Origin of the sequence: Achromobacter deleyi, from assembly GCF_902859705.1 — a bacterium.
Taxonomy (GTDB): Bacteria; Pseudomonadota; Gammaproteobacteria; order Burkholderiales; family Burkholderiaceae_B; genus Achromobacter; species Achromobacter deleyi.
Genome location: NZ_CADIJO010000023.1, coordinates 45607 through 60624, shown reverse-complemented (window position 1 = coordinate 60624; position 15018 = coordinate 45607). Strand labels below are relative to the sequence as shown.

General features: G+C 68.5%; 13 protein-coding genes. 11 read left to right on the top strand and 2 right to left on the bottom strand.

What is annotated here, in order from left to right:
- The first annotated feature begins 11 nt into the window (after window positions 1–11).
- The 3 genes from cysP (at window position 12) to cysW (ending at window position 2761) form a co-directional block, all read left to right on the top strand.
- The gene (gene cysP, locus HV798_RS25180; RefSeq protein ID WP_175195026.1) at window positions 12–1028 is read left to right on the top strand and encodes a thiosulfate ABC transporter substrate-binding protein CysP; all 1017 of its coding nucleotides are present in this window, start codon (window positions 12–14) and stop codon (window positions 1026–1028) included.
- 77 nt (window positions 1029–1105) lie between these two features.
- A complete protein-coding gene (gene cysT / locus HV798_RS25175) occupies window positions 1106–1948 on the top strand; it encodes a sulfate ABC transporter permease subunit CysT (protein ID WP_175195028.1) in 843 nt (280 codons plus the stop codon).
- A 3-nt stretch (window positions 1949–1951) separates the two neighbouring features.
- Window positions 1952–2761 carry a sulfate ABC transporter permease subunit CysW gene (gene cysW, locus HV798_RS25170; protein ID WP_175195030.1) on the top strand — a complete coding sequence of 270 codons (810 nt, stop codon included), beginning with the start codon at window positions 1952–1954 and terminating at the stop codon, window positions 2759–2761.
- Window positions 2762–2782: 21 nt separating this feature from the next.
- On the opposite strand, the gene HV798_RS25165 is transcribed toward cysW, so the two are convergent.
- Window positions 2783–4108, bottom strand: a complete 1326-nt coding sequence (locus HV798_RS25165; RefSeq protein ID WP_175195032.1) for an LLM class flavin-dependent oxidoreductase — start codon at window positions 4106–4108, stop codon at window positions 2783–2785.
- Between the two features lie 153 nt (window positions 4109–4261).
- Here HV798_RS25165 and fhuF point away from each other — a divergent pair, with 153 nt between their 5' ends.
- Window positions 4262–5089 (top strand): siderophore-iron reductase FhuF, encoded by an 828-nt coding sequence (fhuF, locus tag HV798_RS25160; protein WP_175195045.1) that lies wholly within the window; start codon window positions 4262–4264, stop codon window positions 5087–5089.
- A gap of 45 nt (window positions 5090–5134) precedes the next feature.
- Here the strand turns inward: fhuF and HV798_RS25155 are convergent, their stop codons facing one another.
- Entirely contained in the window at window positions 5135–6007 is an 873-nt protein-coding gene (locus tag HV798_RS25155) for a GntR family transcriptional regulator (RefSeq protein ID WP_042885188.1), read from the bottom strand.
- Between the two features lie 212 nt (window positions 6008–6219).
- On the opposite strand from HV798_RS25155, the gene HV798_RS25150 reads away from it, so the two are divergent.
- The 7 genes from HV798_RS25150 (at window position 6220) to HV798_RS25120 (ending at window position 14918) form a co-directional block, all read left to right on the top strand.
- Window positions 6220–7383 (top strand): C45 family autoproteolytic acyltransferase/hydrolase, encoded by a 1164-nt coding sequence (locus HV798_RS25150; protein WP_175195048.1) that lies wholly within the window; start codon window positions 6220–6222, stop codon window positions 7381–7383.
- A 5-nt stretch (window positions 7384–7388) separates the two neighbouring features.
- Window positions 7389–8333 carry an ABC transporter permease gene (locus HV798_RS25145; protein ID WP_025138772.1) on the top strand — a complete coding sequence of 315 codons (945 nt, stop codon included), beginning with the start codon at window positions 7389–7391 and terminating at the stop codon, window positions 8331–8333.
- A complete protein-coding gene (locus HV798_RS25140; RefSeq protein WP_175195051.1) occupies window positions 8330–9148 on the top strand; it encodes an ABC transporter permease in 819 nt (272 codons plus the stop codon). Before HV798_RS25145 ends, HV798_RS25140 begins: the two co-directional genes overlap by 4 nt.
- Window positions 9145–10872 carry a dipeptide ABC transporter ATP-binding protein gene (locus HV798_RS25135; protein WP_175195053.1) on the top strand — a complete coding sequence of 576 codons (1728 nt, stop codon included), beginning with the start codon at window positions 9145–9147 and terminating at the stop codon, window positions 10870–10872. The genes HV798_RS25140 and HV798_RS25135 overlap by 4 nt, the downstream gene beginning before the upstream one ends.
- On the top strand, window positions 10869–11723 hold the full coding sequence (locus tag HV798_RS25130; RefSeq protein ID WP_175195055.1) for an alpha/beta hydrolase family protein: 855 nt from the start codon (window positions 10869–10871) through the stop codon (window positions 11721–11723). The genes HV798_RS25135 and HV798_RS25130 overlap by 4 nt, the downstream gene beginning before the upstream one ends.
- A gap of 63 nt (window positions 11724–11786) precedes the next feature.
- The gene (locus tag HV798_RS25125) at window positions 11787–13340 is read left to right on the top strand and encodes an ABC transporter substrate-binding protein (protein WP_175195057.1); all 1554 of its coding nucleotides are present in this window, start codon (window positions 11787–11789) and stop codon (window positions 13338–13340) included.
- A gap of 141 nt (window positions 13341–13481) precedes the next feature.
- A complete protein-coding gene (locus HV798_RS25120) occupies window positions 13482–14918 on the top strand; it encodes an amidase (protein WP_175195060.1) in 1437 nt (478 codons plus the stop codon).
- Window positions 14919–15018: the final 100 nt, after the last annotated feature.

Sequence of the window (15018 nt, the reverse complement as noted above, 5' to 3'; positions counted from 1 at the left end):
GGAGAAGCCCTTTGTTCCAACGACTGCTCGCCTCGGCCCTGACGCTGACGGCCCTGGCCGCTGCCCCGGCCCACGCACAGCAAGCGCCCCAGGCCCTGCTCAATACGTCCTACGACATCGCGCGCGAGCTGTTCGCCGCCATCAACCCCAAGTTCCAGGCCGACTGGAAGGCCAAGACGGGGCAGGACGTCAGCATCGAACAGTCGTTCGCCGGCACCTCGCGCCAGGCGCAGTCCATCATCCAGGGCCTGAAGGCCGACGTGGTCACCTTCAACCAGGTGCCCGACGTGGACATCCTGGCGCAGAACAAGCTCCTGGCCGCCGACTGGCAGAAGAAGTTCGCCAACAACAGCTCGCCCTACTACAGCACCATCGCCTTCCTGGTGCGCAGCGGCAACCCCAAGAACATCAAGACCTGGGACGACCTGGTGCGCGATGACGTCAAGCTGGTGTTCCCCAACCCCAAGACGTCCGGCAACGCGCGCTATTCCTACCTGGGCGCCTGGCTCTACGCCCACGAGAAGTTCAAGGGCGACGACGCCCAGACCCGCGCCTTCGTCGGCAAGCTGCTCAAGAACGTCGAAAGCTTTCCCACCGGCGGGCGCGGCGCCACCGTGGCGTTTGCCCAGAACAACCAGGGCGACGCGCTCCTGACCTTCGAATCCGAGGTCAACAACATCGCCCAGGGCGACGAATTCAAGGCCCAGGGCTTTGAAGTGGTGGTGCCGCCGGTCAGCGTGCTGGCTGAATTCCCCGTGGCCGTGGTGGACAAGGTGGCCGACGAGAAAGGCACGCGCAAGGTGGCCGAGGCCTACCTGCAATTCCAGTACTCGCCCGCCATCCAGAAACTGTTGACCGATTTCAACTACCGCGTCCACGACGCCGAGGCGGTCAAGGCCAGCGCCAGCCGCTTTCCGGCCATCCGCCTGATCAACCCGCAAGACGTGCTGGGTTCTTGGGACCAGATCACCAAGACCCACTTCGCCGCCAACGGCGTGCTGGACCAACTGCTGGGCGCCGGGCGCTGACACCCCGCCCTTGCCATTCGCCATGACAGCCGGCTGCCCCACGACGGGGTGGCCGGCGCATTTTCGTTCGGGTCCGCATGCCTAAGTTCTTTCGCCAGCACCCCACGCTGCCCGGTTTCGGGCTGAGCTTCGGGGTCAGCAGCCTGTTCATCACGCTGGTCATCCTGCTGCCCTTGTCCGCGCTGCCGCTGTACAGCAGCCAGATGAGCTGGGGCCAGTATTGGCAGGCGGTGACCGACCCGCGGGTGCTGGCCAGCTACCGCGTCACGCTGCTGTCGGCCGCCTATTCCACCGCCGTGGTGCTGGCGGTGGGCTTGCTGCTGGCGTGGATCCTGGTGCGCTACCGCTTTCCGGGCCGCGCGCTGCTGGACGCGGCCGTGGACCTGCCCTTTGCCCTGCCGACCGCGGTGGCCGGACTGACGCTGTCGGTGCTGCTGGCGCCGGGCGGCTGGGTCGGCCAGTTCTTCGCGCCGCTGGGCATCAAGATTTCCTACGCCTTTCCCGGCCTGGTCATCGCCATGATCTTCACCAGCCTGCCATTTGTGGTGCGCTCGGTGCAGCCGGTGCTGGCCGACATCGGCACCGAATACGAAGAGGCCGCGCGCACCCTGGGCGCCAGCGGCCGCCAGGTGGCCTGGCGCGTGCTGCTGCCCGCGCTGGTGCCGGCGCTGTTCACCGGCGGCTCGCAGGCCTTCATCCGCAGCCTGGGCGAGTTCGGCGCGGTCGTGATGATCGCCGGCAACATCCCCTACAAGACCGAAGTGACGTCCCTGATGATCTTCAGCCGCCTGGCCGAATACAACTACCCGGCCGCGGCCGCCATCGCCACCGTCGTGCTGGCTGCGTCGCTGCTGCTGTTGTTTGCCTTGCAGGTGTTGCAGGGCCGCCTGTTGCCGTGGCAGCGCGTGGCGGGGGTCTGACGCATGCGCCCGGATTCCCCCTGGCCGCGCCGCCTGCTGATCGCCGCGGGCCTTCTCGCCGCCCTGTTGCTGCTGGTGCTGCCGCTCAGCCTGATCTTCACCCGGGTCATCGTCGGCGGCTGGACGGCCCTGGTGCAGAACCTGGGCAGCAGCGACATGCGCGCGGCCATCGGCCTGACCTTGCTGGCCGCCGTCATCAGCGTGCCGGTGAACCTGGTGTTCGGCGTGCTGCTGGCCTGGTGCGTCACACGCTACGACTTTCGCGGGCGGCGCGTGCTGATCGCGCTGGTCGACATCCCCTACGCCACCTCCCCCGTCGTGGCCGGCCTGTGCTACCTGGTGGTCTACGGGCTGGAAGGCGCGTTCGGCCGCTGGCTGAACGGCCATGGCGTGCAGCTGATGTTCGCCTGGCCCGGCATCGTCATGGTGACGATCTTCGTGACCTCGCCCTTTGTTGCGCGCATCCTGATTCCGCTGATGCAGGCGCAAGGACCCGAAGAGGAACAGGCCGCGCTGACGCTGGGCGCCGGCGGCTGGCAGATCTTCCGCCGCGTCACGCTGCCCAACATCAAATGGGGCCTGCTGTACGGCGCCGTCATCACCAACGCCCGCGCGGTCGGCGAGTTCGGCGCCGTGTCGGTCGTGGCCGGCGCCATCCGCGGCAAGACGCTGACGCTGCCGCTGCTGATCGAACAGCTCAACGACGACTACAAGACGGTGGCCGCCTTCACCGCCGCGGCGCTGTTGGCCTGCATGGCGTTGCTGACGCTGGTGGTGAAGACGGTCATGGAAAGGCAGCGGCCGCCGCTGTGACACCCGCCAGGCAGGGAAGCCCTACGCAAAATGCCGGTTAACCGGCCGCGGCAGCCCCAGATTCTCGCGCAGCGTGCGGCCTTCATACTCGCGCCGGAAGATCCCCCGCCGCTGCAGTTCCGGCACGACCTGCCCGGCAAAGGCGTCCAGCCCGCCCGGCAGCCACGGGAACATGACGTTGAAACCGTCGGACCCTTCGGTTTCCAGCCATTCCTGCATCTGGTCGGCGATGTGCGCGGCCGTGCCCACCATGGCCAGCCCGCCGTAGCCGCCCAGGCGCTGGGCCAGTTGCCGCACGGTCAGCGATTCGCGCTCGGCCAGGCGCAGCACGCGTTCCTGGCTGCTTTTGCTGGCGTTGGTCTCGGGCAGCGGCGGCAGCGGCGCGTCGGGGTCAAAGCGCGACGCGTCACAGCCCAGGGCGATGGACAGCGACGCGATGGCGCTTTCGTAGTGCACCAGGCTGTCCAGCTTGGCGCGGATGGCGCGAGCCTCGGCGTCGGTGTCGCCCACCACCACCAGCACGCCGGGCAGGATCTTCAAGTGGTCGCGGTGGCGGCCCAGCTTGTCCATGCGGCCTTTCACGTCCGCATAGAAGCGCTGGCCGTCCTGCAACGTGCCCGCCGCGGCAAAGACGACCTCGGCGGTTTCGGCGGCCAGCTGGCGGCCCGGTTCGGACGCGCCGGCCTGCACGATCACCGGCCAGCCCTGCACTGGCCGCGCAATGTGCAGCGGCCCGCGCACCGACAGGTGTTCGCCCTGGTGATTCACGGCGCGCAGCCGCGACGGGTCGAAATAGATGCCGCTGTCCGCATCGCGGATGAAGGCGTCGTCGGCCCAGCTGTCCCACAGGCCCGTCACCACGTCGTAGAACTCGCGGGCACGGGCGTAACGGTGGGCGTGGTCCGGCTGCTCGGTGCGGCCGAAATTCAGCGCGGCGTCGGGGTTGGACGTGGTGACGATGTTCCAGCCCGCCCGGCCGCCGCTCAGGTGGTCCAGCGACGCGAAGCGCCGGGCCACGTGAAACGGTTCGTCGAACGTGGTGGACGCCGTGGCCACCAGCCCCAGGCGCTCGGTGGCCTGGCTCAATGCGGACAGCAGCGTGAACGGCTCGAACGACGTGGCGGTATGGCTGCGCTTGAGCGCCTCGATGGGCATGTTCAGCAGCGCCAGGTGGTCGGCCATGAAGAAGGCGTCGAACTTGGCCCTTTCCAGCGTCTGGGCGTAGCGCTTGAGATGTTCGAAATTGAAATTGGCGTCGCGATGAGCGCCGGGGTAGCGCCACGCGCCGGTGTGGATACTGACCGGGCGCATGAACGCGCCCAGCTTCAATTGACGTTGCGCAGCCATGGGTGCCGGCCTGAGTAGCGGAAACGAAAAAGATAGCGCCGGCCCGGCCCGCCGCGAACGAACCAAACGTTATATGGCTATGCCGCCGATTTGCACCGCCGCCGCTTTGTCTTTACGCTTGCCTGCTTTGCCCGCTTCGATCCCGGCCCCCGCATGATCGCGTTCCTGCAGCCCTATTTCCGCGAAGAATGGCGTGTCTACGCCGAGTCCGTGCAGCTTGCGCCCTCCCGCGCCGGTGAACGGTCGGCGGGCGCGTTGCTGCAAGATGCGGGCTGGCTGGGCGAGGCATTGGCGCGCCACCGCCGCCACTGGTCGGATGCCGATCCGCGCGCGGTGGCCTCGGCCTGGGCCATGCGTTATCTGTGGGCGCTGCTGCCGCCGGTGGTGGCCGCCGCCAGCGGTGCGTGCCGGCCCTTGCCGATGGCCGCCGACGCCATGCGGCTGGAACTCGATGACACGGGTGCGCCGGTGCGCTTCCTGATTGCCGACCTGGGCGATGCCAAGGACGGGGGTCCTGCCAGTACCGCTGGCAGCATCGGCACCCGCCGCGCCGAAGCGCCCGTCCACGCACCGTCCGACGTCTGGCACCGCTACGGTCCGCTGGTCTGGGACCACCTGCGCCTGCTGGCCGACGCGCTGTTCCAGGCCAGCCGCCTGCCGCGCAAAACAGTCTGGGGCGGCGCGGTGCGCTACCTGGAAGCCGTGCTGAAAGCGATGGAAACCCACGGCGCCGCGCCGCATGCCGCGCAAGACCGCCAGCAGTTGCTGCACGAATCCACGTGGGGCCCGGCCTGCCAGGAACGCGACAACCCCTTGTGCCTGCCGCCCCGGATATCGCGCGGCGACGGCCCGGCCGTTACCCTGCATCGCGAATGCTGCCTGTACCACCTGCTGCCCACGGCGCAGTACTGCGCGGCCTGCCCGTTGGCGCCGCAGCACCGGGCGCCGCCGCGCCAACCGCAATCTCAAGCCACGACGTAATCGGTCGAAGGCCGGGCCGCAAGCCGCCCCTGCGATCGCCACCCCTCAGATATCCGCCGCCCGCGTGATGTGGCGCTTGAGCAGCGCCGCCGCATAATCCCGGTCCCCCTCGGCCAGCGCCGCCAGGATCCCCAGATGGTCGGTACAGGCCTGGCGGATGTGCACCTCGGCGAGATACCCGAAATTGGCGTATTCCGTCATGCGCCGCAGCGAATTCTGGCGCCGCACCGCCTCGGTCAGAAAGCGGTTGTTCGACCACGACGCCAGCGTTTCATGAAAATTGGCGTTGGCGTTGAACCAGACGTCGCGCTGCAATTGCGCCACCGGCATCTGCAGTATTTCGCCCTGCTCGCGCTGCAAGGCGGTCAGTTGGTCCGGCGGCGCGTGATAGCCCGGCGCCGTCAGCGCGCTGCATTCGACGATCAGGCGGAATTCATAGCTTTCGTTGACCGCCTGCTCGTTGTCCAGCGTTTCGGCGAAATGCCAGCCGTGGCCCGGCAGGCGTTCGGCCAGCCCTTCGGTGGCCAGGCGCATCAGCGCACGCCGCAGCGCGCCCCGCGTGACCTGAAACTGTTCGACCAGCTGCGCTTCGGACACCTCGGCGCCCAGCCGGCCGTCAGCCCGTGCGCTCATCAATTCGCCGTACAGGCTTTCGGATTCGGAATGCGGCACCAGCGCATCCAGGCTTTCGTCGCTGGCGGGCTCGCGTTCCAGCCGGTAGCCCTTGCCTGCCGTGTAGGCCAACAGGCCCTGGCGCGTCAACAGGTTCAGCGCCTGGCGAATCGGCGAGCGCGACACTTTCAGTTCCTGCGCCAGGCGCAGATCCGACAGCCGCTCGCCCACCTGCCAGCGGCCGCTCTGGATCAGGGCGGTCAGCTTGCGGGCGACTTCGATCTGTAAGGGACTCAGCTCTTGCATGGCGTCGCGCTCCTTTGCCGAAGGATTATCCATGCCCGACCTGCCGGCGCAAGCGCGTGCTTGCCCGGGGCGCCGCGCGCTGCCCTGCGGTGTCCTTCGCGGTCGTACACGTTTTCCCTAGATTTCATATATCGCCCCATAAAACCGATTGACAGGGGATCACAGCGGTATTTAGTGTATTACACAGCAACAAAATACAAAAGGAAGGACAGATGGCAATCACTCCCTTTCCCTGCGTTACGTTGACCGGCGGCCCTGAAAGCCGCGGCCGCCAGTATGGGCAGGCACTGCAACCCCGCATCCGCCAAAGCGCGGCCCTGTACGGCGGGGCGCTGGACGCATTCGGCATGGGCGCCGCGCAAAAGACGGCGTTGATATCCGACTACGCCCGCCGCATCGCCGACTTCGACGAACGCTACGTCGAAGAAATGCGCGGCATCGCCCAGGGCGCCGACGTGCCCTTCGAAGACATCGTCATGATCAACGCCCGCACCGAAGTCATGGCGCTGGCGCGGGCCCAAAGCAGCACGGCCAATCCCGACGACGAGGCCGACGACGGCTGCACCGGGGCCATCCTGCTGCCCGAGCGCAGCGCCTCGGGCAACCTGATCCACGCGCAGAACTGGGACTGGCGCGCCGAATGCGCGGCCACCGGCGTCGTGCTGCGAGTGCGCCAGGACCACGGGCCCGACTACCTGACCTTTGTCGAAGCCGGCGGCCTGGCCCGCAGCGGGCTGAACGCCGCGGGCGTCTCCATCACCGCCAACTACCTGGAATGCGAGCGCGACTACAAGACCCTGGGCGTGCCCCTGGGCCTGATCCGCCGCAAGGTGCTGGAACAGGAACACTTCGCCCTGGCCGCCAAGGTCGTGGCCACCACGCCCAAGTCCTGCTCGAACAACATCATGATCGCGTCGGCCGCCGGGTTCGGCATCGACTTCGAATGCGCGCCGGACGAGGCCTTTCCGCTGTACCCCGACGACGGCCTGATCGTGCACGCCAACCACTGGGTCGGCCCCATTGCCCTGGCCAAGCTGCGCGACACCGGCATTCCCCACGTGCCCGAAAGCTTCTACCGCGACTGGCGCGTGCGCCGGCTGCTGCAAGCCCAGGGCCGCCTCCTGGACCGCGAAGGCGTCAAGGCCGCGCTGTTCGACGACTTCCTGGCGCCCTATTCCGTCTGCCGGCCCGAACGTCACGGCGACGGCGGCAACCTGACCGCCACGGTCGCCATGATCGTGATGGAGCCAGCGCTGGGCCTGATGGAAATCGCGCCCATGCCGGCCAGCAACCGCCGCTTCACGACCTACCGGCTGGACGGCGACGAGCCGCGGGAAGCAGTCGATACCCGCGAATCCGAGCTGGCCGGAGCCTGAGCGCCATGCTGCGCTTCATCGTGTCGCGCATCGGCATGGCGCTGCCCACGCTGCTGATGGTTGCGCTGGCGGTGTTCATCCTGGTGCGGCTGATTCCGGGCGATCCGGCCGCCTTGATGCTGGGCGATTCGGCCGATGCCGCCAGCCTGGCCGCGCTGCGCGAACAGTTGGGGCTGAACGCCAGCTGGCCGACCCAGTTCGTGCTGTGGGGCGGCCACGTGCTGCAAGGCGACCTGGGACTATCCATCGCCAACCGCGAACCGGTGCTGTCGCTGATCCTGGAACGCTTCGTCGTCAGCGCGCAGGTGGTGCTGCCCGCCGTGCTGCTGGCCACGCTGCTGGCGGTGCCGGCCGGCATGCTGGCGGCGTGGCGCCAGGGCCGCCTGGCCGACCTGGCGCTGGTGGGCGGCGCCACCCTGCTGCTGTCGCTACCCGCCTTCTGGATGGGCCTGCTGCTCTTGCTGCTGTTCTCGCTCAAGCTGGGCTGGTTTCCGATGGTGGGCTTCGTCACCTTCGCCGAGAACCCGGGCCGCGCCTTGATGTACCTGGTGCTGCCGGTGGCCACGCTGCTGCTGCACGAGATCGGCGTCATCTTGCGCATGACCCGCGCGTCCACGCTGGAAGTGCTGAACCTGGACTACATCACCCACGCCCGCGCCAAGGGCCTGTCCGAATTCAAGGTGCTGCGCCGCCACGCCTTCAAGAGTTCGTTCGGCCCCACCTGGACGCTGCTGGGCCTGATCCTGGGCAATCTGCTGGCCGGCGTGGCCGTGATCGAAACGGTGTTCACCATTCCCGGCCTGGGCCGCCTGCTGGTCGACGCCATCTTCGCCCGCGACTACCCGGTGATCCAGGGCTGTCTGCTGTTCATCGCCAGCGTGTACGTGCTGGTCAATCTGGCGGTGGACCTGCTCTACCCGCTGTTCGACCCGAGGGTGGCCGCGCAATGAAACGTCGTTCCCTGACCGCCGTGGTGGGCGGCACCCTGGTGGCGGTGGTGGTCGTCACCGCCCTGGTGGCGCTGTTCTGGACGCCCTACGATCCGCTCAAGCTCAACTTCAAGGCCCGCCTGGCCGCACCCAGCCTGACGCACCTGATGGGCACCGACGAGCTGGGCCGCGATGTCTTCAGCCGCCTGATGCAGGGCGCCACCGCCAGCCTGCGCGTCAGCGTGATGACGGTGCTGCTGGCCACCGGGGCGGGCGTACTCATCGGCGCCACCAGCGGCTTTCTGCGCGGCTGGACCGACCGCGTGCTGATGGCCATCAACGACACCCTGCTGGCCTTTCCCGGCCTGCTGCTGGCGCTGGGCCTGCTGGCCGTGTTCGGCGCCAGCGAAACCGGCATCATCCTGGCGCTGGCCCTGGCCTATATGTCGTCCGTGGTGCGGGTGGTGCGCGGCACCGTGCTCAGCCTGCGCGAACGCGAATTCGTGCGGGCGTCGCGCATCATGGGCAATTCCGAGTTCTACACCCTGATGCGGCACCTGCTGCCCAACTGCCTGGCGCCGGTCATCGTCATGGCCACGTCCATGTGCGGCTGGATCATCCTGGCCGAAAGCTCGCTCAGCTTCCTGGGCCTGGGCGTGGCGCCGCCCGCGCCCACCTGGGGCAACATGCTGGCCGGCAGCCGCAGCTATATCGGCCAGGCTGCTTGGCTGGCGGTCTTTCCCGGCCTGGCGATCTCGCTGTCCCTGCTGGGCATCAATCTCTTGGGCGACGCGCTGCGCGACCGGCTCGATCCCCGCATGCGGAGGCGCGCATGACATCCCCCGTGTTGCTCGACATCGATCGCCTGACGCTGGCCGCCGGCCCCCATCACAACGTGGTGGCCGACGCCAGCCTGCAAGTGGCGCGCGGCGAGATCGTCGGCGTGGTGGGCGAATCCGGCTCGGGCAAGACCTTGCTGGGCCGCGCCATCATGCGCCTGACGCCCGACGCCATCGTGCGTACCGGCGGCGACATCAAGCTGGACGGCACGTCTGTCTACGGCCTGCGTCCGGCGCAGTTGCGCGCCCTGCGCGGCCCCAAGGTGGCGATGGTGTTCCAGGAACCCATGACCTCGCTCACGCCATCGCTGACCGTAGGCGAACAACTGGTAGAAGGCCTGCTGCAGCACGCCCCGCGCGAACGCGCCAGCCACCGCGGGCGCATCGAAGCCATGCTGCGCCGCGTCGGCCTGCGCGACATCGACCGCGTGCTGCGGGCCTATCCGCATGAGTTCTCGGGCGGCATGCGCCAACGCATCATGATCGCCTCGGCCATGCTGCTGCGCCCCGCGCTGCTCATCGCCGACGAACCCACCACCGCGCTGGACGCCGTGATCCAGCGCGAAGTAATGGCAATGCTGGTCGAGCTGACCCAGGAAAACGGCACCGCCGTGCTGCTGATCAGCCATGACCTGCCGATGGTGGCGCGCTACGCCAGCCGCATGGTGGTGATGCGCCGCGGCGACATCGTCGAAACCGGCGCCACCGCCCAACTGCTGGCCGCGCCCGCCCACGACTACACCCGCCAACTGCTGGCCACCCTGCCGCAGCGCCGCGCCCCGCGCCCGCTGGCCACCGCCGCGCCGCTGCTGTCCGCACGCGACCTGACCGTGGAATACGGCGCCCGCCGCACCTGGTTCGGCCGCCAGGCCGGCGTGCGCGTGCTGCACGGCATCAGCCTGGACATCCATCCGGGCGAAGTGGTGGCCGTGGTGGGCGAATCGGGTTCGGGCAAGACCACGCTGGGCTCTGTGCTGACCGGCCTGGTGGCGCCCACCGGCGGCACGCTGCGCTACAAGGGCCAGCCGCTGGCTGCGCGCGGCGCGGGCTTTGACGACTACCGCTACCACTGCCAGATGGTGTTCCAGGACCCGTATTCGTCGCTGGACCCGCGCATGACGGTCTCGGCCCTGGTGGCCGAGGCGCTGCGGCTGGCGCCCGGCTTGAGCGCGTCCGACAAGGCCCGGCGCGTGGCCGAAACGCTGCAAGACGTGGGGCTGGGCGGCGACTTCGGCCAGCGCTATCCGCACGAACTGTCCGGCGGCCAGCGCCAGCGCGTGGCGATTGCGCGCGCCCTGGTGCGCCGCCCGGCGCTGCTGATTGCCGACGAGGCCGTGTCCGCGCTGGACGTCACGGTACGCGCCCAGGTGCTGGATCTGCTGGCCGACCTGCAGCAGCGCTATGGCTTTTCGTGCCTGTTCATCAGCCACGACCTGGGCGTGGTGGAACAGATTGCCGACCGCGTCATCGTGATGCAGACCGGCCGCATCGTCGAACAAGGCACCCGCGACGCCATCTTCGACACCCCGCGCGAACCCTACACCCGCCAACTGCTCGGCGCCATTCCGCTGCTCGAGCCCACGCCCTCGGGCGGCGTGCGCCTGAAATGGCGCAGCGACACCGGCGGGCAGCCTTTCGATGACCGCCAAAGCCCGCCCGCCGGGCAATCGCCCGCGGCCCCCGCTTTCAGCACCGACCGGCCCCAGGAGGCCCATCCATGACCACGCTACCTGCCCGCCGACAGGGCCACGGCATCAAGCTCAGCTTCTACGACTTCGGCGCCACGCCGTTCTTTGCCTGCCAATACGACCAGCGCTTCAGCTACTGCCTGTACGTGCCGGCCGACTACGACGAAACCGCCGCCAAGGCCTACGACCTGGCCGTCATCGTGCACGGCACCGGCCGCACCGCCACGCAATACCGCGACCTGTTCGCCGATTTCGCCCAGCGCCACGACTGCATCGTGCTGGCGCCGCTGTTCCCGGTAGGCATCATCGAACCCGGCGACCTGGCCAACTACAAGCGCATCCAGTTCCACGACATCCGCTACGACCACGTGCTGCTGGCCATGGTGGACGAAGTCATCGCCAAGTACCGCGTGAACGGCAGCCGCTTCCTGCTGTACGGCTATTCGGGCGGCGGCCAGTTCTGCCAGCGCTTTTTCATGCTGCACCCCGAACGCCTGCAAGCCGTCTCCATCGGCGCGCCCGGTGTGGTGACGCTGCTGCATCCCGACTACGACTGGTGGGTGGGCGTGCGCGACGTGCCCGCGCGCTTTGGCAAAGCCATCGACATCGAGGCCATGCGCCAGGTGGCCGTGCAGACCGTGGTCGGCACCGACGACACCCAGACCTGGGAAATCACCATCCCGCGCGACAGCAAGCTGTGGATGCCCGGCGCCGACCTGCAAGGCGACAACCGCATCGAGCGGATCGAGGCGCTGGCGCAAAGCTTCGAACGCCACGGCATCAAGGTCCGGCGCGACACCGTGCCGGGCGTGGCACACGAGCCGTTCAAGGTCATCGACCCGGTCCAGGTGTTCTTCGAAGACTTTCTGAAGGCCCGCCGCTAAAGCCTGCCATAAAGGCTCACCACCCAGACCCGCCACCCAGACAAAAAACACAAGGGGAACCCCATGACACGCAAACCCGCCCTGGCCCTGCTGCTGTGCGGCCTGCTGGCCGGCCCCGCCGCCCACGCCGTCGGCGACATCGGCACGCTGCGCGTGGCGCTGCACGCCGATATCGCCAGCATCAACCCCGGCGTGAACCGCGACGCCAACGCCGACATGGTGCTGGCCCACGTGGTCGAAGGCCTGGTGGCCTATGGCGAAGACCTGAAGATCAAACCCGTGCTGGCCGAAAGCTGGCAGGTCAAGGACGACGGCAAGGTCTACGAGTTCACCCTGCGGCCCAAGGTGCATTTCCACAACGGCGCGGTGCTGACGGCCGCCGACGTGGCCTGGAACTTCAAGCGCTATCTGGATCCGAAGACCAACTTCCAGTGCGTCAACCGCTACAACGGCAAGATCGGTCCCGCCTTGCAGCAGGTCGACGCCGTCGATGCGCAGACCGTGCGGTTCACCTTCGCCTCGCCCGCGCCCAACTTCCTGATGACGCTGGCCACGATCCAGTGCACGCCGTGGATCCTGCACCCGGATTCGGTCAACGCCGACGGCAGCTTCAAGGCCCCCATCGGCACCGGCCCCTATGCCTTCGCCGGCATGATGACCGGCCGCCAGCTGGACTTGAAACGCTTTGAGGCCTACGACGCCCTGCCCGGCGCACGCGACGGCTACGCCGGCAACAAGACCGCCACCATTCCCCTGCTGCGTTTCATGACGGTGCCCGACGCCAGCACCCGCAGCAACGGCCTGTTGTCCGGCGACCTGGACGTCGTGGACGGCATCGAGCCCGCCACCATGCAGACGCTGCGCGGCCAGGGCCTGACGGTACAGGTGCAGCAGACCCCCAGCTGGCTGGTCATGCAGGTGCAAAGCAATGCGCCCGCGCTGCAAGACGTGCGCATGCGCCAGGCGATTGCCCACGCGCTCAGCCTTCCCGACCTGGCCGAGGCCTCGGGCGAAGGCCTGTACAGCGCCAACCCGTCGGTGCTGGTGCCGCAAAGCCCGTACTACGATGCCCGCAGCAAGACCTGGCCGGCCTACGACCCGGCCGCCGCCCGCACCCTGATGGCGCAGGCCGGCTACAAGGGCAAACCCATCACCTTGCTGGTCGCCAACCGCCAGGAACGCATTCAGGCCGCCACCATCGTGCAGGCCATGCTGGCCGCCTCCGGCATCAACGTCGAACTGAAAGTGCGCGACTGGGCCTCGCAGCTGGACCTGTACGGCCGTGGCCAGTACGAGCTGGCCATCTTCGGCTATTCCGCCCGGCTGGACCCGCTGCTGATGTACGAATCGCTGATCGGCGACAAAAAGGTCGAACCCACCCGCCAATGGGACGACCCCAAGGCCTCGGCCCTGCTCAAGCAGGTGGCGATGGAGCCCGACCCGAACAAACGCCGCGACCTCTTCAACCAGCTGCACGAACTGATGGCGCAAGACATCCCCATCATCGGCCTGTTCAACCTGCCCGTCGTCACCGCACTGCGGCCGTCGGTGCAGGGCTACCAGGGCTGGCCGGGCGGCACGCACCGGTTCTGGGGCGTGACCAAGACGCAGCCGTGATGCCAGCTCGCGCCGCGGCCATGGGCTTGGATTTCGCCTGGATTCTGGCCTTCAATTTGGCCTTGAGTTTGGCCGCCGCGCTCGCGCCGCCGCCCCGCCATTGACCTGTTTCCATTCATACTGACCCGCATTCCCGCAGCCATGCCCATCCCTGATTCCGACTACCTCCAGGCCGACGCCACCGCGTTGGCCGCCGCCATCCGCGCCGGCCGCCTGACCCCGGCCGAGGCCGTGGCGCAGGCCTTTGCCGCCATCGACCGCGTCAACCCGCAACTGAACGCCGTCATCCTCACCATGCGCGACGAGGCCGAGGCGCAATTGCGCGAGCTGCCCGCCGACGCCCCGCTGCGCGGCGTGCCCATGCTGCTCAAGGACGACTGCCCCACCTACGCCGGCACGCCCATGTCGTTCGGCTGCCGCGCCGCCGTGGGCTACACCCCCGCGCACGACCACGAACTGGTGCGGCGCTACAAGGCCGCCGGCCTGGTCATCGTCGGCAAGACCAACCTGCCGGAATTCTCGGCCAACATCCACACCGCGCCCACCCTGCACGGCGCGACGCTCAACCCCTGGGACGCCCGCCGCAGCCCCGGCGGCTCGTCCGGCGGCGCCGCCGCTGCCGTTGCCGCGCGCATGGTGCCGCTGGCCTATGGCAACGATGGCGCCGGGTCCATCCGCATCCCGGCCGCCTGCACCGGCCTGTTCGGCCTGCGCCCGTCGCGCGGGCGCGTGCCTTGCGGCCCCGTGTCCAGCGAAAACTGGGGCGGACTGGTCAGCCACCACGTCCTGACCCGGTCCGTGCGCGATTCCGCCCTGCTGCTCGACCTGACCGATGCACCCGAACCCGGCGCGCTATATGCCGCCCCGGCCAAATCCGGCGCGTACGCCGAGGCCGCCGGCCGCGACCCGCGCGCGCTGCGCATTGGCCTCATCACGCAGCCAGGCCTGGACATAACGCTGGACCCCGCCGTCGCCGCCGCACTGGACGACGCCGCCACGCTATGCCGTCAATTGGGCCACCGCGTCGAACCCGCGGCCTTCAACTTCGACCAGGCCGCGCTGGCCGACGCGTACCTGCGCATCGTGGCCGCCTACACCGCGCTGGAGGTCGACGCCATCGCCGCCGACACCGGCCGCCCCGCCGACGCCAGCGGCTTCGAACCCGCCAACCTGGGCCTGGCCGAATATGGCCGCAGCCTGTCCGCACCCGCCCTGCTGGCCGCCCGCAACACCGCCAACGCCATCGCCCGCAGCCTGGGGCGCCTGATGGCCGACTACGACGTGCTGCTGACGCCCGTGCTGCCCACCTTGCCGCCGCCCGTGACCGCGCTGGACGTACGCAGCAGTGACTGGCGCGCCTTCGCCGACGAATTCATGCGCGGCACCGTCTTCACCCGCCCCGCCAACGCGGCCGGCGTACCCGCCATGAGCGTGCCCCTGTGCCGCGACGCGAGCGGCCTGCCGATCGGCATCCAGTTCATGGCGCCGTATGGTGACGACACCACGCTGATCGAACTGGCCGGGCAACTGGAACGCGCCCGGCCGTGGGCCGACCGCTTGCCGCCGGTACACGCGTGACAACGTTTCTCTTGGGTCACGGCATGGACGAGTTCGCAACCGCGATCCCCATGCCGCACACAATGTTCACGCACGCTTAACATTTCCGTCATTGCGCGTT

Bases quoted from the DNA above. Each gene is read 5' to 3' on its own strand.
- fhuF (WP_175195045.1), top strand. From the start codon at position 4,262: ATGATCGCGTTCCTGCAGCCCTATTTCCGCGAAGAATGGCGTGTCTAC.
- HV798_RS25145 (WP_025138772.1), top strand. From the start codon at position 7,389: ATGCTGCGCTTCATCGTGTCGCGCATCGGCATGGCGCTGCCCACGCTG.
- HV798_RS25140 (WP_175195051.1), top strand. From the start codon at position 8,330: ATGAAACGTCGTTCCCTGACCGCCGTGGTGGGCGGCACCCTGGTGGCG.
- HV798_RS25165 (WP_175195032.1), bottom strand. From the start codon at position 4,108: ATGGCTGCGCAACGTCAATTGAAGCTGGGCGCGTTCATGCGCCCGGTC.
- HV798_RS25125 (WP_175195057.1), top strand. From the start codon at position 11,787: ATGACACGCAAACCCGCCCTGGCCCTGCTGCTGTGCGGCCTGCTGGCC.
- cysW (WP_175195030.1), top strand. From the start codon at position 1,952: ATGCGCCCGGATTCCCCCTGGCCGCGCCGCCTGCTGATCGCCGCGGGC.
- HV798_RS25150 (WP_175195048.1), top strand. From the start codon at position 6,220: ATGGCAATCACTCCCTTTCCCTGCGTTACGTTGACCGGCGGCCCTGAA.
- HV798_RS25130 (WP_175195055.1), top strand. From the start codon at position 10,869: ATGACCACGCTACCTGCCCGCCGACAGGGCCACGGCATCAAGCTCAGC.
- HV798_RS25135 (WP_175195053.1), top strand. From the start codon at position 9,145: ATGACATCCCCCGTGTTGCTCGACATCGATCGCCTGACGCTGGCCGCC.
- HV798_RS25120 (WP_175195060.1), top strand. From the start codon at position 13,482: ATGCCCATCCCTGATTCCGACTACCTCCAGGCCGACGCCACCGCGTTG.
- HV798_RS25155 (WP_042885188.1), bottom strand. From the start codon at position 6,007: ATGCAAGAGCTGAGTCCCTTACAGATCGAAGTCGCCCGCAAGCTGACC.
- cysT (WP_175195028.1), top strand. From the start codon at position 1,106: ATGCCTAAGTTCTTTCGCCAGCACCCCACGCTGCCCGGTTTCGGGCTG.